The organism is Marinifaba aquimaris (assembly GCF_013328345.1).
Classification (GTDB): domain Bacteria; phylum Pseudomonadota; class Gammaproteobacteria; order Enterobacterales; family Alteromonadaceae; genus Marinifaba; species Marinifaba aquimaris.
Map to the genome: position 1 here is coordinate 24,162 of NZ_JABULX010000034.1, position 19,065 is coordinate 43,226.

Here is a 19,065-nt window from a genome sequence, read left to right on the forward strand (position 1 = left end):
ATGGTCATGAAAATAATACTCTTCTTTCTCACTTTGGTATTTAGTAGTCAATTATGGGCCGAAGCCTATTGTGGTTTACGGGATCCAGTATCGATCATCAGTAAGTTATACCCATCCTTTACCGGTTTTCGCTCAATAGTGCGAACAATAGACGCAGAAACTCGTATTCAAGTAGCAAAAGAATTACCAGGTATGCCTCTGCACTTTGGTGAGCTAGGCCGGCATACCTTATATGTTATTCAGCGTAACAATAACATTTTAGGATTTGTACACGTGCGGTCTGAACAGTCCCGTTGGGGGTTGATTGAAGTCGCTTGGGCAATAACACCTGATATGAAAATTAAAAGTTACGAATTTCAGCGTTGTCGCCACACGGATAGGAAAATGCTAGAAACAAAGTTAGCTAAAAGCCTTTTTTCTGGGAAAAGTTTATCTGAATTAATGAGTGAATATGACTTTAATGAGAACAAGGTCAGGTCTCAGTTTTATGATGGTATTGACTATGATGGTGATTTAGCAATTAGTGTTTTTAAATGTGCAATGAAAACGTTACTTGTTACACAACTTGTTTGGCAGCAAGAAATTGAAGTTCTAAACCAATCACATTGAGCAGGGATTTATGAAAATTGCAGTACAGAGCCAAATGTTAGTGATGAGTTGTTTTGTTGTTAGCTTGATTTCGTTCAGTTTACTGGGGGTTCAATTTTATAAAAGTTCTACCTTGCAAACTCGCTCTGTATCCATTGATTTAGAAAATACGGAGATACATCATTTAGAGAGCATGTTGGGTCAATGGTTTACAACGATTGATTTGTTTTTTAACAACAGGCAAAGCTACTTGTTAATTGGCATTGAGCAACAGGGAGCGCAGATCATAAGTAAATTAAACAGTCTACCTAAAAGTCAAAAATACATCCCTAGAGCTATTGATACCCTAAAAGTCGAACTTACTGAAACCCTAGCATTAGTTAATGCTGCAGCCATTATTGGACCAGAAGATAAAAATAACTGGTTGATTAAATTAGATAAAATAGACATTAAAACCAGCAAGATAATTACGAATTATGAGTTGATAGCTAGACAACTAGACGCTTTGTCTAAATTGAGCCATGAAGATTATTTAACGCAAAGAGGATATCTAGTTAGTTCTTTTTACATAGCAATGTTTTTAACCATATGTTTACTTACTTTATTAGGAGTGTGGAATAGTAAAAAAATTATTTTGCCTCTGAAAAAATTAAGCGATTTAACACAACAAAATTCAAGTAGTACCGTTAATACAGAGTTAAAAAATGCACCGGATGAAATAAAGCTCATCTATAAAAGGTTAACAACTTCTTTTATGCATTTGGCTGAAGGTAAAAAGCAGGCTGAAAAAGATAGTATTAAAATCAAAGAGCAAAATTTAGCCTTACAACAAAACATCAATCGGCTGGAAGAAACCCGAAAGCAATTAGTTGCGAGTGAAAAACTTGCCTCTATTGGGCAATTGGCAGCGGGTGTTGCACATGAGATAAACAACCCTGTTGGTTTTGTACTGTCAAATTTAAGTAGTCTTAATGATTATCATCAAGACATAGCTTTGTATATAAGGAACACCATCCCCTTACTCGCTGCTAACCCTAAACTGCAAGAGAGTTTTAAAACCAATGATGTAGAGTATATTCTCAATGATTTGGCACCACTTATCAGTAACTCAATGACCGGACTAGAACGTGTAAAGGCGATTGTGAATGATCTAAAAGTGGTCAGTTATAATATGCCTGAAGAAACACATGACGTGCATATTGAAAAGGTGATTGAACAAGCCGTTAACTTGGTTAAACCCAGTTTGAGTCAGAAAATTAAAATTATAGAAGAGATTACATCTTGCCCAGTTATAAAAGGGTCAGAAACAAAACTGATTCAAGTATTTGTAAATCTGATTATGAATGCGGTTGATGCCATTGAGGTTAATAGTGATTCACCTGGTGAAGTTTTCATCGTTACAGAAAGTGATGATAAATATACTTCAATAAATGTTATAGATAATGGTTGTGGCATGGACAGCGATACCATTAAGCAAATTTTTGACCCTTTTTACACCACTAAAGAAGTTGGAAAAGGCACGGGACTTGGCTTACATATCTGTCATTCTATCGTACAGAGCTATCATGGTGAAATTGAAGTGAGCAGTACTCTAAATTTAGGAACAACATTTAAGGTTACTTTTAGACATTAAGTTATTTTTAAGTCACTGTACTATTGGAAAAAGACAGAGAAAAACCACTTATCTATAGATGATGTCAAATCAGCGGGTTGAATGAGCACAAAATTAAAACATTGTGTTAGAACTAAGTCATGAGCTTGTTATTAAAAGCAATTGTTAAGGAAAAATTATGAATAAATCGACATTAGCCAACCCATTATTAATTGCTGGCGGCATTATCTTTTTTAACGGTGTCGCGGTTTCGGTTATTACGCTTGCTACGCAAAGTATGGGGTTTTCGGGTGTTGGCATTGGCTCTATTATTACAGGCCTAGCCCTGAGTGTGCTGGGTTTAACTTATAAATCGAGTAATTAATACTAATCGATTAATGCCGATCGAACTTTAATTTTTTAACCGATTGAAAAAGGACTTATTTTGGATAACACAATTAAACAACAGCTGATTGAAACCTACATTAACGCCTACAATCGTTTTGAAATTGATAAGATGCTTACTGTATTAACTGACGATGTCACTTTTGAAAACCTAGATAATGACACTGTCACTGCAAAAGCAGATAACAAAGCAGAATTTGCTGAACTGGCTCAGCAAGCTAAAGTGGCTTTTGCAGAGCGAGAGCAAAAAATAATGGCTATCGAACACCTAGATAATCTTTCAATAATTGCTATAAATTACTCAGGCACATTAGCGATAGACCTCTCCAATGGTTTAAATGCAGGTGAGACCATAATTTTAACCGGCCAGTCAGAATTTAAATTCAAAAACGGGTTCATTTCATCAATTAGAGATATCAGTTAAATCACATTTTGAATTGAAAAATTGCGTTTAAACCTTGTTAAAGCTTAAACGCAGTGAGTTTGAATTAAAGTTTTGCCTACTGAATGCGGCGCCAAATTTCAAACTCTTTTGTGCCGTTTACTTCACCTTCGTGATACCAGTATTCAACGTTTACTCCATTTTCTTTTTTAGTCTCAATCCAGCCCTTAAACTTATAACGTTTGCCGTGATGCTCGCTGCGCGTGCCTTCTTTGATGGCTTCTGTGTAGTATTGACCGTCTACTTCAAAGTTACCGGCTAAATAGCCAAGAAATACGCCATTTTCAGTATTGGTCAGTGAAAAAATATCATCTTTTACTGATTTTACAGCCACTAAAGACTGGTTATTTGCAAACAGTTTTCTCCATCTGGTTTTATGTACTCGCCTTTGACAAAGTACCAGTTGCCATTGAATGTATGAGCTAATGAGTTGAAACTCAGTAACGTTAATGCACATAAACCTATGAGTATATTTTTCATTTCCTCCCCTTTTTTATTGCTTGTTTTGCAATTACAGCATATCAATTGTGCTTGATTTTGAACGGGCTGCTTATCTTAAGTGAGGGGTCATTGAACGATTATCAGTGCAGGGTAGAGATAAAAAAGCGGCTGCTTTAAATCTATAAGCAGCCGCTTGTCATTAAGTGAAAGGTAATACTGAGGTTAGTAGGAGGATGGCAATAAGTGCTGGCGATTAGATTGATCTGTAGTGAAAAAATCCATCATCACTTGCATTTGCCGTGCTTGTTCAGCCATAGCAGAGCTCGCTGCCGTTGCTTCTTCTACTAATGCCGCATTTTGCTGCGTCATTTGATCCATTTGATTAATCGCTTGGTTAACCTGACTAATCCCTTTGCTTTGCTCATCAGCTGACAAACTAATGGCTTCGATAATACTGTTTACTTTAGCCACCGAGTCGATAATTTGATTGAGTCTATCACCTGATTCATTAACCATCTTAGTGCCAAGATCCACTTTTTCGACACTATTTTGGATCAGGGTTTTGATTTGTTTAGCTGAATCAGCCGAACGTTGGGCTAAGTTTCTGACTTCACCTGCAACAACGGCAAAGCCTTTACCTTGCTCACCCGCACGAGCCGCTTCTACAGCTGCATTTAGTGCGAGTAGGTTAGTCTGAAAAGCGATTTCATCTATGGTACTGATGATATCGACAATTTCATTACTGGCTTGGTTGATTTCACTCATGGCGTTGATGGCATTTTTTACCACTTGGCCGCCATCACTGGCTAAGGTCGATGCATCTTTTGCCAACTGATTTGCCTTATCAGCATTGTCAGCATTGGTTTTAACGCTTGATGTCATTTCATCCATACTCGCGGCGGTTTCTTCTAAACTGGCTGCTTGCTCTTCTGTACGCTGGCTTAAATTCAGATTGCCTTGTGCGATTTCATTCGCGCCCGTACTGACCGTGCTACATGAAGTTAAAATACCGTTGATGATTTCAGTCAGTTTGGTGCTGGTCGTATTGGCATCATTTTTCAATTGCTCGAATGCGCCGGAAAAATCTTGATTAATGCGATAGGTTAAATCACCTTGGCTCATTTTTGATAAGGCATTGCCTGTTTCCTCGATGATACCTTGTGCACTTTCAACTAAATGATTAAGGCCCGTTGCTAAAGTTAAGAAGAAATCACGCTTGTTGGTTAAGTCGATGCGCTCCGTTAAATCGCCATTTGATGCTGCATCAACTAAATGATCAATTTCTTTTTCAATCGCTACTTCTTCAGTACGGTCGAGCCATTCAACAACCGAACCTAAACGCTGTCCTTGGCTGTCAAAGACAGGGTTGGCCGTTAGCGCAAATGTTAAACCGTTAACGGCAATTTCAGTTTGATAAGTAGCTGTTAAGTCAGCAAGCATTTTGGCTTGGTGAGCGGGGTCTTGATGGAATTGATCCATGTTTTTACCTACTAAATGACTGGCATCAAAATCCGGTAAAGCGGCTTTTAACTTATCTTCATTGCGCATAAACATGTTTTGCATCGACTGATTGCAATACACTATTTTACGATTGGCATCGGCTACCATCGCGTTGGTCGATACATAATCGAGCGCGGCTTTGATGCGGGCATTTTCATCGGCAACGCGGCGCTCTTCAATTTGTTTTGCCAGGGCTTCTGTAATGTTATCCCACTCGATAACCGTGCCTAAGCGCTCCGTTTGCTCTGAAAATATAGGTGTTGCTGTAATATCTAAGGTCAGTTCGTTAATACGGTAACGGTTTTGTTCAACTTGCTTTAACTGCTCAATACGCGATATTTCAGTCTCTGGTGTTTGATATAAATGCTGAAGCGGTGAACCCAGTAATTGGTCGGCATTAAATTGCGGTAGCACTTGTGCTAACTGGTCGGACAGCTCATTCATTAAGTTTTGAATTGAGTGATTGAGATAAATGATATTTTGTTCATTATCGGCCACCATAACGGGTGTATTAGCCACATCAAGCGACTGACGAATACGCGCATTTTCGTTGGCTAGGGCACGCTCTTTTGCCTGTTGCGCCAATGTTTCAGTTAAATCTTGCCATTCAACGACATAACCAATTTTTTCTTGTTGATCATTGAATATTGGCGCAATGGTTACTTCAATAGTATTGCCATTAATTAACAGCTGTTCGTTATGAATAGAGGTGAGGCTATTGAGCAACTGGCGTTGTAGGTTCGCATCTTGGCTAAATTGTTCAAGTTGATATTGATTGAGTTCTGCAGCATTAAAATTGGGGATTAATTGATTAATAGATGATGATAATCGTTGCACTAATGCATTCATCGAATCGTTGAAATAAATTATATTATTACGATCATCTGCAACCATGACCGACGTATTAGCCACATCAAGCGATTGTCTGATACGTGCGTTTTCATTGGCAATAATGCGCTCTTGTTGCTGCTTTTGTTTTTCTCTAGCAAGTTGGGCTAGCGCCTCTGTTCTATCTAGCCATTCAAATACCAAGCCTAAACGCTCATTTTGTTCATCAAAAATAGGGGTCGTGTTAATGGCAATGGTGTGCTCTGCAAACATCACTTCAGTCGAGCGGTTTGTTTTAAGTGCTATTAACGCTTGAGTCTCATTATTTTTATCTGCAGCAAATTCAACAACAGGCATACCAATTAATTGGCTTGAATCAAAATGACTTAATGTTTGTTTAATGGCTGGGGTTAATTCAGCCATTAATTGGCTGATTGAATGATTAGCATAAATGATATTTAAATCGGCATCGGCCACCATGACGGGGGTATTGGCCGCATCGAGTGCTTGTTTGATACGCTCAGATTTTGCGTGCTCATCGGCAATCTTGGTATAGAGGGTTTCGATTTCACAGCCTAGTTGTAAGGTACTTTGACTAATTTGTGCAAATTCATCTTTACCTGTAAATGATAAATCTTGAATACCTTTAATTTGATTGTTTTGTACTCTTTTTTGCAGCATTTCTACGAAATTAACTGCTTTTTTAGAGCGTGAATAGGTTTGACGTATCACTAAAATAAGCAAGGCCAAAATCAGCGAAACTAAGCCAATGAAAATGATCTTAGTGGTTTTGTTTTGTTCATCAGCACTTTTTTGACTTGATACAATTAAGTGTGCGATTTCGTCTCTTAATATGATTTCAAGCTCATGAACAGATGCGCGCATCGAACCGCGAAAACCCTTATCACTATTCAAGCCTATAGCTTGTTTAGCACTGACTAAGGCTTGCAATTTGATTTGATAATTGATTAAGCCATTTTTAATCGCGTCGGTGGCTTTTAAATTAGCAGATGCTAAGTCATCTAATGTGCGCTCAAGCTGCAGTTGATGATCTTCTATGTACTTCATCTCATGACGAATCAAGAAATCTTTTTCTAAACGGCGCAAGGTTAAAACATCTATCAATAATTTAGGGTTGTTCTCGGTCTTAATCAGTGCTTCGACTTCTTTTATTGCTAGTCTAAGCTCTGCGCGAAGTCCTAAGTCTTTGTTTAAACCCATTACGACATAGCTTTGAACCATTTGGTCAAAGTAACCAAAATATTGAGCAAGTTTTTCGTTAACCGTTTTTGCAGACCAATCTTCGGCCAATTCATCTGATAGCGCTGTGATCTTTGAGACGTCTTTATTTATTTGAGGTCGCAAATCTTCATGGCGTTTTTTGTATTTCATTGTTAAACGCGCTAAAAAATCTTTTTCATGCCGCCTTAGCATTAGCATATCGGCTTTTAAGATCTGAAGTTCTTGTACTAATGTTTGATATTTTTGCTGTTTAGCTTGATTGAATTCGGTTAGGAAGAAAATGCCAACCATGGCTAGAGAAACTAAAAAACCAACCATAATAAGTAGTTGGCGAAAAGTTAAGCTATTCACAAATGAGACCTATATTATTGATATTGATAATCAATTTTATTATAGGCAGAGAATTGGCAATCTCTACTATATTGCAGAAATATGACAAAAATAATTGAGTGGTTTGTTAGTAGAACAAATTTGTTGTTATTTTTAAGCAGTTATCAGTTAAAGAATAAGCAGGCTGATTGAGCTCGACTATATTTAAGTGATTACAGATGTGTGAATTAAGTTAAGTGACTGCTTCGTTAATAAAGTCGGTCTAAGAATTAAATGTAGTATCACTTAACATGCTTGGGGCAGAACATGTTAAGCAACATAAAAATATCGACTCGCTTGTAGTTGGGTTTTGGTACGATACTCGTTCTTTTGGCATTAATTGCTATGTTCAGCATTATTGCACTGAACAAAGCCACGCATAACTTTTCTGATTATCGGTCTCTCGCTCGCAACACCAACTATGCAGGACTTATCCAAGCCAATTTACTCAGTGTCAGAATTGCAGCACTTGATTACATCAATGAAGCATTAAATATTCAAAAACAGCGTTTCAACGCGTTATTAGATTTATTAGAAAGTGCTAAAAAAGAAGCCATTAGCCAAGAAGAAATCAAAACCTTCAATGAGATAGAAAGACTACTATATACTACTTAGAAACGTTTGAGATGATTGAGGGTAAAATTGCGCAACGTCATCAATTAGTCAATGGCACACTCAATGTAATTGGTCCAACAATGGAGCGAAAACTATCTGATATTTTAGTCAGTGCGCGCAATGATGGCGATATGGAAGCGGCTTATAACGCGTCATTAGCGATGCGAAATTTATTGTTAGCTAGGCTTTATGTGATTAAGTTTCTCGATACAAATGCTGTGGCAGATGAGCAAAGGGTAAAAAAAGAGTACGCAGAATTTGAGCGCAACCTGAATAACCTCGACCTAGACCTACAAAACCCCACTCGCAGACGATTATTAATTGATATTAAGCAATATAAAAGTGATTACATTAATAGTTTTTATAAAGTGGTCGATGCTATTAATACCCGTAACACGCTTAAAACTGAACATCTCGATAAAACAGGTCGGCAAGTTGCAATGGTTGCCGAGGATCTTAAGTTATCCATCAAAGCGATGGAAGATAAATTTGGGCCAGCTTTACTGGAAGAAAAAAGATACTCGAGATGGATGGTGACACTCGTCAGCTTGTCTGCTTTTATTTTGGCTGGCTTTTTGGCTTATTTACTTTCTCGTTCAATCACCATTCCTATTCACAAGGCTGTCATTGTTGCTAACAAGTTGGCTGAGGGCGATTTAACCACCAAAATCGAACGCACATCTAAAGATGAAACTGGCCAGTTATTAGATGCGATAAACAATTTAGTTGATAACCTATCGAATATCATTCAGGAAGTGAGGGAAAACTCTGATGATCTGACACATGCAGCCCATTCATTAAATCAAACTTCACAGTCGATTAGCCGCTCAGCTAATGAGCAAGCGACCAATGTATCGACCAATACACAATCGGTCACATCGATGACGAATTCACTTAACGATACGACCAATAATTCCATTAAAACTGGCGAAATTGCCAATGATGCAGCAGTTGAAGCGCTTGAAGGTGGCAAAGCAGTAAAACAAACACTGCAAGCGATGAATGTGATCGCTGATAAAATTAAGGTGATTGATGATATTGCTTATCAAACCAATTTATTAGCTTTGAATGCAACAATAGAAGCTTCTCGCGCAGGTGAGTACGGTAAAGGTTTTACCGTGGTTGCTGCAGAAGTTAGAAAACTCGCAGAGCGCAGCCAACTTGCCGCTCAAGAGATAGGCTCGACTGCCAGTACTAGTCTGAAGTTGGCGCAAAGAGCAGGTGAGTTGCTAGAGCGTATCGTCCCTTCAATTAACGAAACTGCACAGCTGGTGCAATCAATATCCATTGCTTCACAGTCGCAATCTCGCGATGTAAATCAAATTAACTTATCCATGGATAGGCTCAATGCATTTACCAAAGACAACAATAGTTCGAGCCAGTCGTTATTGGTGACATCACAAGGGTTAAAGTCTCAAGCTGAGAGGTTACAAGCTGCCGTATCATTTTTTAAAACGGTTTAACTTTACTCGCTTAAATTAATTTTCAATATTGAAATAGGGGATGTGTAATGACGTACCCCTATTTTTAGGTGTTATTCTAAATCATTGATTTTATTTGTTTTTCTATTTTTTATTTTTGCATTGTTTTCTATTTGCATTACCTGAACCTTGTCTATACTGAGAAAGGCTTGCCCAGCGATAGGGCCCTTTAATAATCAATAAGGTGATATGGAATGAGTAATGCAACATGGCGTGAAACAGCTGTAGATACTTGGTGGAACAATGATGAAAATTGGAGTACCAATGAGGTTCCATGGGATATAGCTAGGTTTTCTGAGACAAACATCAATACGGTCAGTTTTGATCCAAATAAGGCCGCGATCATAGATAGTATTAACTTTGATGAAGATGCTTGTGCATATAATTTTTATTTTACTACCTCAGATAACCCTTCATTAACGGTTAAAGGAGAGGGGGTTTTTAATCACTCTCAGTACACTCAAAATTTCTGTGTCATGGCTTTGAGTCATGGCATGAATAACCCGCAACTACTTTTTAAGAATAAAGCCGTTGCGGGTGGTCAGAATATTCGTTATCACGCAGGCCCCGTTAACTTCGAAGACGCAGGTGGTGGGGTAATTCGATTCATTGATGAATCTAATGCAGGTGCAGCACAATTTTATATTTATACGGGTGCTAAAAAACCACAATCAGGTTATACCGTAGGCGCGGAAGTTAGCTTTGGTGATAATGCTAAAGCGGGCACGGCTTCTTTTACTGTTTACGGTACATTAGGTACAGATGGCGATACCTTTGGCAATGCTGTCTTTCATGATGAGTCGAGTGCTGAAAATGCAACTTTCACTAATCAGGGTGGAACGGTAGACAGCGGTGATGGTGGCAATACACAGTTCTATCAAACCGCCACTGCAGCCAATGCTTGCTTTTACAATAAGGGAGCAACACATCCAACTGCATTTGGCGGCGATGTCGCTTTTGATAGCCAAGCATCAGGTGGTTTTGGTACTTTTCACAATTATGCATCAAGTGTGAATACCGGTTATGGTGGTGTAACCAGCTTTAATAACAATCCGCCACAAGTTTCTGGTGTTGGTGCTTCAGCAGGGCATGGTAAATTTTATAATTATGGCGCAGTGAGTGGAGATAAATGCGGTGGCGGCCACTGTGAATTTAGCTCAAAAAATGGCAGCCCCACAGCAGAACATGGCACTTTTTATAATTATGGTTCCAAAGTTATTGCGCAAAGTCCATCTACCGCGGGACATACTATCTTTTCTTTAAATGCGGGCAGTAGTTACACACCAACAGCTGGCTCTGCAACTTTTTATAACTTTTCTGCTGAGGTAGCAGGTGGCACAGCTGGCTACACTGAGTTTACAATTTATGGTCAGCCTACAGGCTCAGAAACGCCTCCAACAGCAGGCAACGCGCATATTTATAATCACGGCAGTAACCAACAAGGTGCCTATGGAGGTTATACCGCGTTTAAAATGGGGGCATCGGCTGGCCAGAGTAATATTCAGCTTTTAGCTGGGGTCAGTGGTGGCTATGGTGGTAAGGTCATTTTTGCTGATGATTCAACTGCAGGCTCTGCAATGATCACGGCCTATGCTGCCAGTGATGAGACCGGAGGGGGAGAAGTGGCTTTTTACGATAGCAGCGACGCTCAAAATGCCACATTATCGCTTGGAAACTATACTCAGTTAAGTTTGAGTTACCATAATGGCACCACACAGTTAGGCACATTACAGGCGAATAATTGTTGTCTTGATATAGCTTTGGGGCAAAAGGTTACCGACCTAGCTATAGCCGATAGCTTTGAGTTAGCAAATGGCAGCCAGTTACACTTTTACTTTATAGAAGCCAAAGATGGTACGTTTGAAACGGGAACGCAATACAAAGTGTTAAGCGCCCCTAATTTATCATCGTTTAATGTAAGCAGATTCTCTGCTAATGATATAAACTCAAATAAACCGGTTTTCTCATTGTCTGGAAATAGCTTGTATGTGAGCTATCAAGCGAGTTAACCTGTTTCTTTAGGATACAAGCGGCCTTGAGCCGCTTGTGCTAATTTTTGCCACGGAAGCATTAACAAACTCAAGGAAGTGATTCAGTCATATGAATATTCACGCCTCTGCCATCGGCATTATCGTTGCCTTTGCTATTATCATTTACCTCAAGGTGAGTAAAGCTGAAAGCCATCGTTATACATACTCGCTATTGTTGCTGACTTTTCCATTTTACTATTTTGCATTTGCTATTGTTGCCGTCGACTTTGAAGCGTTAGCTTACGAGAGCTTATTTGCAGTTGGCTTTTTTATTATTGCCCTGTGCAGTATTAAATTACCTGATAATGCAAAGTTTGCATGGCTTGCTTTTGGGTATTTTTTACATGGGCTATATGACTTGTTCCATAATAAGTTTTTTATCAATTATGGCACGCCAAACTGGTGGCCTGACTTTTGCGCCATGGTCGATATTATTTTAGGCATGTATTTAATATTCTTATCGATTAAGGCACTAAACGTTCAGCCTAGCAAAAAACACCTGAGTCAAACCAGATAGCATTACCTTTGTTTGTATTGCGTTGGGCAGTAGCCACGACTGATTGCAGGGTTACGTAGTTTTAAATGTTTACTTTGCCTGCCCGATACGCGTTTTCGCCACAATTTAAAACTACTGGCTTTGAGCGAGTTACGCATCAATTTAATAACGTCACTTTCTGATAAACCATATTCAAGAGCTATTGCTTCAAATGGTGTTCTATCTTCCCATGCCATTTCAATGATTCTTGATTCGTCTGATGTCATCTTGTTTTACTGTTAATTGGAATCCTTAATGCTTTACGGTGCTATTTATAGAATGGATTAGTCAATAATCCACCTCATTCATAAACGCTAACAATTGCTTTACAAATTGACCTTTCCCCCAAGTTTAACACTATGACTTTGATGAGATTTCCAATAAGGTTGATTCACTGGAGATCTCAAAATGAAAAAACGTTACACAGAAGAAAAAATCATTCCTACTGCTATCAAGCAGCATGAACCGGGTAATAAGGTCAATGATATTTGCCAAGATATGGGAATATCTTCAGGCACATTTTACAACTGGCGAAGCAAATACGCAGGTTTGGAAGTCAACGAAGCCAAGCGACTTAAAGAGCTGGAATCATAAAATGTTAAGCTCAAACGATTGTTGGCTGAAAAGATGCTGGAAGTTGAAGGGATGATGGATGTGCTATCAAAAAAGAGGTAAAGCCTTCTGATACAAAGCGAGTAGCGAATCACTTGATTGAACTATTCAATATCAGTGAACGTGAAGCTTGTAAGCTGTCTGATATCAGTCGAACAGCGTTTCGCTATTTACCTATAAAGAAGGCTGATAAAGTCCTGAGAAAGCGATTAAAAGCATTAGCAATCGAATATCCACGATACGGTTATTTAATTCCAAATGGGCTTCTTAAATCGGAAGGCTTAGTGAAAAACAATAAGCAAACCTATCGGATTTACACTGAAGAAGGGCTTCAGGTTCGCAAAAATAAGCGTAAAAAGATGCAGCGACCTAGGTTACCAATAGAAGTACAATCAAAGCCAAATCAACGTTGGTCTATGAACTTTGTATCAGACCAACTATCCAATGGTAGGCGTGTTAGAACACTTAATGTGGTCGATGACTATTCACGAGAAATGCTTGGTCAGCTCGTATCGTTATCAATTAGCGGTAGGCAAGTCCCTCGCTTTCTGTCTCAACTAATTGAAACACGAAAACAGCCTCACTCAATTGTCTGTGATAATGGTATAGAGTTTACTAATAAAGCCATGTTCTTCTGGTCGAAGGAAAGTGCTGTGAAGCTAAGTTTCATTCAGCCCGGAAAGCCCACTCAGAATGCCTTTTTGGAAAGCTTAAACGGGAAATTCAGAAACGAATATTTAAACCAACACTGGTACCGAACTATGAAAGAAGCGAGGCATGAAATCGATAAATGGCCTGTACATTACAATCATATTCGACCACATAGCTCTTTAAATTATTTGTTGCCTGTTGAGTTTGCTACACGGGCTGCTTAATATGAACTATCTCATTGAAACAGTGATACTAATTCAGGTGAGAGGTCAGCACTAATCAATTTTGGAACTTACAAGCAAAAGAGCCATATGACCGCTTTCAAATGACCTGGTAGTTCATATGCGCTATTACAACTCAAAAAGTTCTACAGAGTGAGTGGATACTTATCACTGGCAAAGTATGAATGAAATTCATTAATAAAAGTGGTCGTATTTAGTTGTCCAAAACAAATATGCTGAACACTGAGAATTTAAGCTATTAATTGTCGTTCTTGGTGCATTTCTTGCAAGAAATTAACTGCCACGGGTGACTGAGTCTGTGCAAATATAAATTAAAAACCTGCTATTTTTTGTTGCTCTTGTTAAATAGCTTCTAAAGGGCACTGTTGAAAACTCTGATCCGACTATACATTATGTCACTTGATGATTTTATAAAATATTAGGAGTTCAAAATGCAAATCTCATCAGTAAATTATTATGAAAAAATCAGTATATTACAGCAGAATAAGCCCGTTCATGCTGAACCATTAACTGTCAATAAATCTCAGGCATCAGAAGACTTATTTACTCTTAGCCCGATGGCAAAGAATAAAATGGAGGATGCCAGGCAGATAATGAGTAGATATGATATTAAACATATGTCTTTTAATGGTCTTGGAGAAATGAGTAGTGAGTTGAGGGAGGCTGACCTGATGACAGATCAAGAATGGCTCATGATGAATACTCCAAGGGACCATAACCCAAGTATACAAGGCATGTTTACGACAGATATGAATAAACCTGTTGATATTATATCAACTTTTGAATCTGAATTGGACGCTAAAAAGCGACTTGGACAAGATAGAAAATTACTAACTATAGGGGAAAACCGCCTTAGTCTTCTCCGTTTTTTAGATTCGTTGTCGTCAAGCTGAGAATCATTAATTTAACTGATGGTTATAAATTTGCAAAATTGATTATCAGGACGGTGAAGTTTCACTATGTTTAATGGTATGATTTGGGCATAGGCTTCTTGAGTGATTAACACAATTAGAGACAGAAAAATAACACTATTTAGACAATACCCAATTCGGCGAGGATTTTGTCTAAAAATACTGTGAATCAATTTGCTCTGATCCAATAGTTTTGGACACCTGATTAAGTGAGTAAACTAATTCACAGAGGTGAATAATTACATCCCCAAAGAAAACCAGAAAAACCTATTCAGCAGAATTCAAAGAAGAAGCCTTAAAGCTAGCAATCACAGTTGGAGTAGCACAGGCTGGACGTGAACTTGGCATTTATGAATCTCAACTTTACGCATGGAAAAGTTAGGCACAAAAGAAAACACCCACATCTGAACGAGAAAGCTCTTTAGCCACAGAAAATGCGAAGTTAAAACGCCAATTAGCCGAACAAGCCGAGGAGCTAGAAATACTAAAAAAGGCGGCTGTAGATTCAACTTGTCAACGCAACACTACTTTCAATTACTTGTCTTGGTGTTTTAAATTCTAGTACCTTTCTAGGACGATTATTTTACAACTAATTAGTCTATTGCCTCTGTTGGCAGACACCTGAAGTGGTAAGCCAAAAAACTGAACAGCGAAAATATGTCCGAAGCAAACCGCTGCAAATAACTAAACCAATGTCAGGTAATCGCTCATAGCTGTCAGATGAAGTCTAAACCTATTCATTGAAAATGTACGATCAGACACGAGCTGATGCTCAAATACTAAAATTAACCGAAAACATAGATTAGCGTTGATTATTTCTTCCTTTTGTTGCCTTATTTTCTGACAGGTCATTCAAATGCTCCAGTATTTTTAATGATTTTATTGCAGCTGGAACACCTTCCGCAACTTCACGACTTTCTCTTATCATTGTCAAATAATCTACTCTGGTAGATAAATTATCTTTGATATTTAGTGGAGCCATTAGTCTAAGGTGTTGCTCTGCTGATATTAAGTTACTTTGCCTTAGCTTTTGAGTCATAGAAGCACGTTCATTGGTAGATATATTCTTTACATTATATTCTCCGGCAATAACTTGCCACTTTCCTTCCGCACTTTTGCCGGCCAAACTTATACTAATTTGATCTTTTCGGGTTGGTAGTGTTGAGATTATATCTGATGTGTTCTGAAATTTAGCAACTTGCTGATTGTCATATTTAGTTTCAATTGAGTTTACATTACTCACTTTCATATCAAATCCTTGTTGAATTAAAACTATTTATGAGGCGAAATCTGTGCCAGCTTTATCGGGTGAAGATCAAAAAAAGTTGGTTTTGCTCTTACATCGCCAATTTTAACCAACAAATTTTTGTCTCTGTGATTGGGGTGTTATATGTCTGAGTTAACCTTGGTGTACTTCTTGCATTATGTACTTGTTACTGTAGTACGTTATATATTTTACTCCATGGGTAAGTTTATGAATATCTCATCTTTAGGGCAAAACTTTTCTGCGATTAATTTATCTAGTGATCATAAAGTTCCGCTTCAATCAAAAATAGAAAATAATACTAGTCAGAATGACTCTAAAGCTAAAAAAATCGACATGAGAAATATATCTATTGATGAAGTTAATACTTTGATCAAATCAGGCGAAACCGCGCTTCTTGATGTAGTTCCTTTTATATCACCCAACATGCTTAAGCAATATGACTATGATACAGAAAAAATAGGTAAAATTAGGGTGGATTTAATTGGGCAAGTTGAAACATCAATAGAGTTTAAGAAAAGCATTGGTGAAAATACTGAGTTTCTAGAAAACGTCCTAAACAAGTTTAAAAACTTAGATGGTGTTGATTTAAATAAAAAGATAGATCTTTTTGTGTAAGCCGTATAAGACAACGGACTATGGCGTAAATAGCTAATTTTAAACTTTTGGCTCTACCCACATTAGACCAGCCTACGCATAGAACTTGAGGTCACAATCATTTTCCAAAAGTATATAATATGTGCCATTTTCCGTAAGTGTTCAGTAAACACCACGTTCAATAGGTTGTAAAATCTCAGGAAGCTAACTCCAACTCTCAAATTGGAGAGAGCAATTAAAACATTTCGAAGCCAAGACCAATGGCAGGAGATATTGGTAGAGCAACAGAAAAGCGGTTTAACTATTTCAGCACTTTGTCTGCAGCATAATATTTCAACCTGTAGTTTTTACGCTCTGCGAAAAAACAAAGCGTCATCACTGCCTCTAATTAAGCATTTGTAGATACAACGGTGACAAAAAGACTAGACAAAAGTGCATTGGGACGTTGAGCAAAAGATTGTATTCGATCTCTCAGGTGTCTGGTTAACTCTGCTAATAGTAACTGATTTGCTTTAATCAAACAGGACACTTTAATAATGCAATATAATCCAATTATTGAGCAGTTAAATGACAAAACGAACAAACTGAATTTACACAGCAGAATTTAAACAAGAAAGCTGTGGCACTAGTAATAGAGCAAGATTACAGCGTGCCCAAGGCAGCATCGTCATTAGGTATTACCGATAAATTACTTTATAACTGGCAAGCTGAGCGATCTGGTGCCAGTTTAAATGCAGATGAAAGAACAGAGCTCTTAAGACTACGCAAGGAAAATAAAGCGCTAAGGATGGAGAAAGAAATCTTAAAAAGGCCAGCGCTCCTGCTAAAGGTCACCAAGTAACGTTTGAAACGATTAAGCAGTTATCTTTAGTGTTCCCAGTAGTAAGCTGTGCAAAGCGATGAAAGTAAGCCGTAGTGCTTATTACGCATGGCTTAAACAGCCAGCAAAGGTCATTACTGTAGATCAACTGAGCTTGTTTCGAAATGCAAAGCACTTCCTTCGAGAAAAGCCGAAATAGCTTGGGCTATCGAGAGATTAGAAAAAAAGTTACGTAGCGAGGGCTTCAACGTCAGTTATTATGGCGTTCAGAAATTAACGACAACACATGGTCTAGTAGTAACACAACGAGTGGCATGCAAGGTAACAACCAAACGTAAACACAGTGATGTTGTTGCTGACAATCTGCTGAATCAGAACTTCAACCCAATTACGACCAATCAGGTATGGGCTGGTGATGTGTCGTACTTGAGAACTGGCGAGGGCTGGATGTACTTAGCTATTGTAATGGACTTATATTCTCGTCGTATTGTTGGCTGGTAAATTGATAAACGAATGACGACTGATTTAGTGAGCAAGGCAATGATAGAAGCTTATAACTTACGTCAACCGCCTAAAGGCTTAGTGTTTCACTTTGATAGAGGGTCACAGTATACCAGCAAACATATCGTAAGCTGTTAGCAAACTATGGCTTAAGAGAGAGTATGGGTGATGTCGGTGCATGTTGGGATAATGCTGTTGTAGAAAGATTCTTCGGCAGCTTAAAACATTATTGGTTGTTGAAAGTACCACAGTCGACTCGTGCGCACATGGGAAATGATGTGACAGCGTGTATGTGTTACTACAACTTATAACGGCTTCATATTGCTAACGGTGATCTATCGCCAGTAGAATATGAGCAAAGTTCCTTAAGAAAAGTGTCCTGATTTAGTTGTGCAGAATACTTGAGCGTGGAGGTAAAAAAGGCGACATCTAAAGACATATACAGTTACTGGTACCATTATCAAAATATAGAGTACTTTGTAAATCAAACAGCCAGCATCTTAAGGAAGTTATTGAGTGGTAAAATTTGGATACACAATAAATTATGTTTCTGATGTAGATATGGCTTTGTCATTCTTTGAGAAAGCATTTGAAATGAAACGACGCTTTATCACTGAAGAAAACGACTATGGAGAATTGGGTACTGGTGAAACAGTTCTGGCCTTTGCATCTCATAAGTTAGGGCTATCAAATTTCTCTGGTGGGTACATAAGCGCTACTGAATCGGATAAGCCATTTGGCATTGAAATAGCACTTGTAACAGATGATGTTAGTGCGATTCATCAGCGGGCAATACAGCACGGTGCGACAGAGCTAAAATCGCCTGAAACAAAACCTTGGGGGCAAATCGTCTCTTATATTCGTTGCCCCTCTGGAATCTTAATTGAATTATGTACTCCGGTTAAAGATTAAGCTAAAACAAGGCATTGCAGTAGATAAACCGCTGCATGCCGCGTGATAAGCGCAGCTAGCATACAGAAAAAATCGAGATTTATGGAAATATAAAAAGATTGAGGCTGATTTTATGCATTGATCTTCTGTTTAATATGATGAGGCTCAATCTGTTATAAATTTCATTCAAACAGAGAAACTTGAGGTTACTTACATAGACTCTGTATCATTTAAAATAAGGGGTAATGGCAGAATAGATTTATCTGTCTTACATTAAAGTGTACTAGCTCAGACTTGATCTTACAGTTACCCGTTTTTCAATCGGTGACTGTCAGTTTAGATTTGAGCTAAATTCTTCTCAGCCCAAATCGATTTCCATCAAGTAATGTTTCAAAGGGCGTTCTGCCACTACTGTAACGGCATGATTATTTGGAGACTTTGTTAGAGGTAAAATTCAACTAACGAATGAGGTTAAAAATGCCAAAGAAAATATTAACAGCATAATTTGA

17 protein-coding genes and 3 pseudogenes are annotated in these 19,065 nt (G+C 38.2%); 15 read left to right on the forward strand and 5 right to left on the reverse strand.

The features are described 5' to 3' along the window. Window positions 1-6: 6 nt before the first annotated feature. The 4 genes from HR060_RS16725 to HR060_RS16740 all read left to right on the forward strand — a co-directional run bounded on the left by HR060_RS16725 (window position 7) and on the right by HR060_RS16740 (window position 3,008). The gene (locus tag HR060_RS16725; protein WP_174201432.1) at window positions 7-609 is read left to right on the forward strand and encodes a hypothetical protein; all 603 of its coding nucleotides are present in this window, start codon (window positions 7-9) and stop codon (window positions 607-609) included. A gap of 10 nt (window positions 610-619) precedes the next feature. Then, on the forward strand, window positions 620-2,221 hold the full coding sequence (locus tag HR060_RS16730; RefSeq protein ID WP_174201433.1) for a sensor histidine kinase: 1,602 nt from the start codon (window positions 620-622) through the stop codon (window positions 2,219-2,221). Window positions 2,222-2,378: 157 nt separating this feature from the next. After that, window positions 2,379-2,564: a hypothetical protein gene (locus HR060_RS16735; protein ID WP_174201434.1), complete on the forward strand. Its 186-nt coding sequence runs from the start codon at window positions 2,379-2,381 to the stop codon at window positions 2,562-2,564. A 60-nt stretch (window positions 2,565-2,624) separates the two neighbouring features. Then, window positions 2,625-3,008, forward strand: coding sequence for a nuclear transport factor 2 family protein (locus HR060_RS16740; protein WP_174201435.1), 384 nt, complete (start codon window positions 2,625-2,627; stop codon window positions 3,006-3,008). Between the two features lie 76 nt (window positions 3,009-3,084). Here HR060_RS16740 and HR060_RS16745 read toward each other — a convergent pair whose 3' ends face one another. The 3 genes from HR060_RS16745 to HR060_RS19805 all read right to left on the reverse strand — a co-directional run bounded on the left by HR060_RS16745 (window position 3,085) and on the right by HR060_RS19805 (window position 7,388). Then, on the reverse strand, window positions 3,085-3,360 hold the full coding sequence (locus HR060_RS16745) for a hypothetical protein (RefSeq protein ID WP_174201436.1): 276 nt from the start codon (window positions 3,358-3,360) through the stop codon (window positions 3,085-3,087). Continuing rightward, window positions 3,360-3,506 carry a hypothetical protein gene (locus tag HR060_RS16750; RefSeq protein ID WP_174201437.1) on the reverse strand — a complete coding sequence of 49 codons (147 nt, stop codon included), beginning with the start codon at window positions 3,504-3,506 and terminating at the stop codon, window positions 3,360-3,362. The genes HR060_RS16745 and HR060_RS16750 overlap by 1 nt, the downstream gene beginning before the upstream one ends. Before the next feature lie 183 nt (window positions 3,507-3,689). Then, a complete protein-coding gene (locus tag HR060_RS19805) occupies window positions 3,690-7,388 on the reverse strand; it encodes a methyl-accepting chemotaxis protein (protein ID WP_174201438.1) in 3,699 nt (1,232 codons plus the stop codon). A 363-nt stretch (window positions 7,389-7,751) separates the two neighbouring features. Here HR060_RS19805 and HR060_RS16760 point away from each other — a divergent pair, with 363 nt between their 5' ends. The 4 genes from HR060_RS16760 to HR060_RS16775 all read left to right on the forward strand — a co-directional run bounded on the left by HR060_RS16760 (window position 7,752) and on the right by HR060_RS16775 (window position 12,049). After that, complete coding sequence (locus tag HR060_RS16760) at window positions 7,752-8,021, forward strand: hypothetical protein (RefSeq protein ID WP_174201439.1); 270 nt, start codon at window positions 7,752-7,754, stop codon at window positions 8,019-8,021. A gap of 11 nt (window positions 8,022-8,032) precedes the next feature. Then, on the forward strand, window positions 8,033-9,484 hold the full coding sequence (locus tag HR060_RS16765) for a methyl-accepting chemotaxis protein (protein WP_174201440.1): 1,452 nt from the start codon (window positions 8,033-8,035) through the stop codon (window positions 9,482-9,484). A gap of 212 nt (window positions 9,485-9,696) precedes the next feature. Beyond that, window positions 9,697-11,511 carry a hypothetical protein gene (locus HR060_RS16770; RefSeq protein ID WP_174201441.1) on the forward strand — a complete coding sequence of 605 codons (1,815 nt, stop codon included), beginning with the start codon at window positions 9,697-9,699 and terminating at the stop codon, window positions 11,509-11,511. A gap of 91 nt (window positions 11,512-11,602) precedes the next feature. Continuing rightward, window positions 11,603-12,049 carry a hypothetical protein gene (locus tag HR060_RS16775; RefSeq protein WP_174201442.1) on the forward strand — a complete coding sequence of 149 codons (447 nt, stop codon included), beginning with the start codon at window positions 11,603-11,605 and terminating at the stop codon, window positions 12,047-12,049. A 2-nt stretch (window positions 12,050-12,051) separates the two neighbouring features. Here the strand turns inward: HR060_RS16775 and HR060_RS16780 are convergent, their stop codons facing one another. Next, a complete protein-coding gene (locus tag HR060_RS16780) occupies window positions 12,052-12,294 on the reverse strand; it encodes a TIGR03643 family protein (RefSeq protein WP_174201443.1) in 243 nt (80 codons plus the stop codon). A 181-nt stretch (window positions 12,295-12,475) separates the two neighbouring features. On the opposite strand from HR060_RS16780, the pseudogene HR060_RS16785 reads away from it, so the two are divergent. The 3 genes and pseudogenes from HR060_RS16785 to HR060_RS19525 form a co-directional block, all read left to right on the forward strand. Next, window positions 12,476-13,554, forward strand: a pseudogene (locus tag HR060_RS16785) (IS3 family transposase). Window positions 13,555-14,003: 449 nt separating this feature from the next. Continuing rightward, the gene (locus HR060_RS16790; RefSeq protein ID WP_174201444.1) at window positions 14,004-14,465 is read left to right on the forward strand and encodes a hypothetical protein; all 462 of its coding nucleotides are present in this window, start codon (window positions 14,004-14,006) and stop codon (window positions 14,463-14,465) included. Between the two features lie 256 nt (window positions 14,466-14,721). Then, window positions 14,722-14,976: pseudogene (locus tag HR060_RS19525) on the forward strand (transposase); the annotation flags it as partial. A 309-nt stretch (window positions 14,977-15,285) separates the two neighbouring features. On the opposite strand, the gene HR060_RS16800 reads toward HR060_RS19525, so the two are convergent. Further along, window positions 15,286-15,732, reverse strand: coding sequence for a hypothetical protein (locus HR060_RS16800; RefSeq protein WP_174201445.1), 447 nt, complete (start codon window positions 15,730-15,732; stop codon window positions 15,286-15,288). A gap of 141 nt (window positions 15,733-15,873) precedes the next feature. Here HR060_RS16800 and HR060_RS16805 point away from each other — a divergent pair, with 141 nt between their 5' ends. The 4 genes and pseudogenes from HR060_RS16805 (at window position 15,874) to HR060_RS16815 (ending at window position 18,577) form a co-directional block, all read left to right on the forward strand. After that, window positions 15,874-16,365: a hypothetical protein gene (locus tag HR060_RS16805; protein WP_246283202.1), complete on the forward strand. Its 492-nt coding sequence runs from the start codon at window positions 15,874-15,876 to the stop codon at window positions 16,363-16,365. Between the two features lie 201 nt (window positions 16,366-16,566). Further along, the gene (tnpA, locus tag HR060_RS19900) at window positions 16,567-16,746 is read left to right on the forward strand and encodes an IS66 family insertion sequence element accessory protein TnpA (protein ID WP_425487466.1); all 180 of its coding nucleotides are present in this window, start codon (window positions 16,567-16,569) and stop codon (window positions 16,744-16,746) included. Window positions 16,747-16,963: 217 nt separating this feature from the next. Further along, a pseudogene (locus HR060_RS16810) lies at window positions 16,964-18,048 on the forward strand (IS3 family transposase). Between the two features lie 133 nt (window positions 18,049-18,181). Beyond that, entirely contained in the window at window positions 18,182-18,577 is a 396-nt protein-coding gene (locus tag HR060_RS16815; protein WP_174201446.1) for a VOC family protein, read from the forward strand. Window positions 18,578-19,065 lie beyond the last annotated feature (488 nt).

Coding starts and splice junctions, on each gene's coding strand:
- HR060_RS16730 (WP_174201433.1), top strand. CDS start 620: ATGAAAATTGCAGTACAGAGCCAAATGTTAGTGATGAGTTGTTTTGTT.
- HR060_RS16805 (WP_246283202.1), top strand. CDS start 15,874: ATGTCTGAGTTAACCTTGGTGTACTTCTTGCATTATGTACTTGTTACT.
- HR060_RS16765 (WP_174201440.1), top strand. CDS start 8,033: ATGATTGAGGGTAAAATTGCGCAACGTCATCAATTAGTCAATGGCACA.
- HR060_RS16775 (WP_174201442.1), top strand. CDS start 11,603: ATGAATATTCACGCCTCTGCCATCGGCATTATCGTTGCCTTTGCTATT.
- HR060_RS16780 (WP_174201443.1), bottom strand. CDS start 12,294: ATGACATCAGACGAATCAAGAATCATTGAAATGGCATGGGAAGATAGA.
- HR060_RS16800 (WP_174201445.1), bottom strand. CDS start 15,732: ATGAAAGTGAGTAATGTAAACTCAATTGAAACTAAATATGACAATCAG.
- HR060_RS16790 (WP_174201444.1), top strand. CDS start 14,004: ATGCAAATCTCATCAGTAAATTATTATGAAAAAATCAGTATATTACAG.
- HR060_RS16750 (WP_174201437.1), bottom strand. CDS start 3,506: ATGAAAAATATACTCATAGGTTTATGTGCATTAACGTTACTGAGTTTC.
- HR060_RS16735 (WP_174201434.1), top strand. CDS start 2,379: ATGAATAAATCGACATTAGCCAACCCATTATTAATTGCTGGCGGCATT.
- HR060_RS16760 (WP_174201439.1), top strand. CDS start 7,752: ATGTTCAGCATTATTGCACTGAACAAAGCCACGCATAACTTTTCTGAT.
- HR060_RS16725 (WP_174201432.1), top strand. CDS start 7: ATGAAAATAATACTCTTCTTTCTCACTTTGGTATTTAGTAGTCAATTA.
- HR060_RS16770 (WP_174201441.1), top strand. CDS start 9,697: ATGAGTAATGCAACATGGCGTGAAACAGCTGTAGATACTTGGTGGAAC.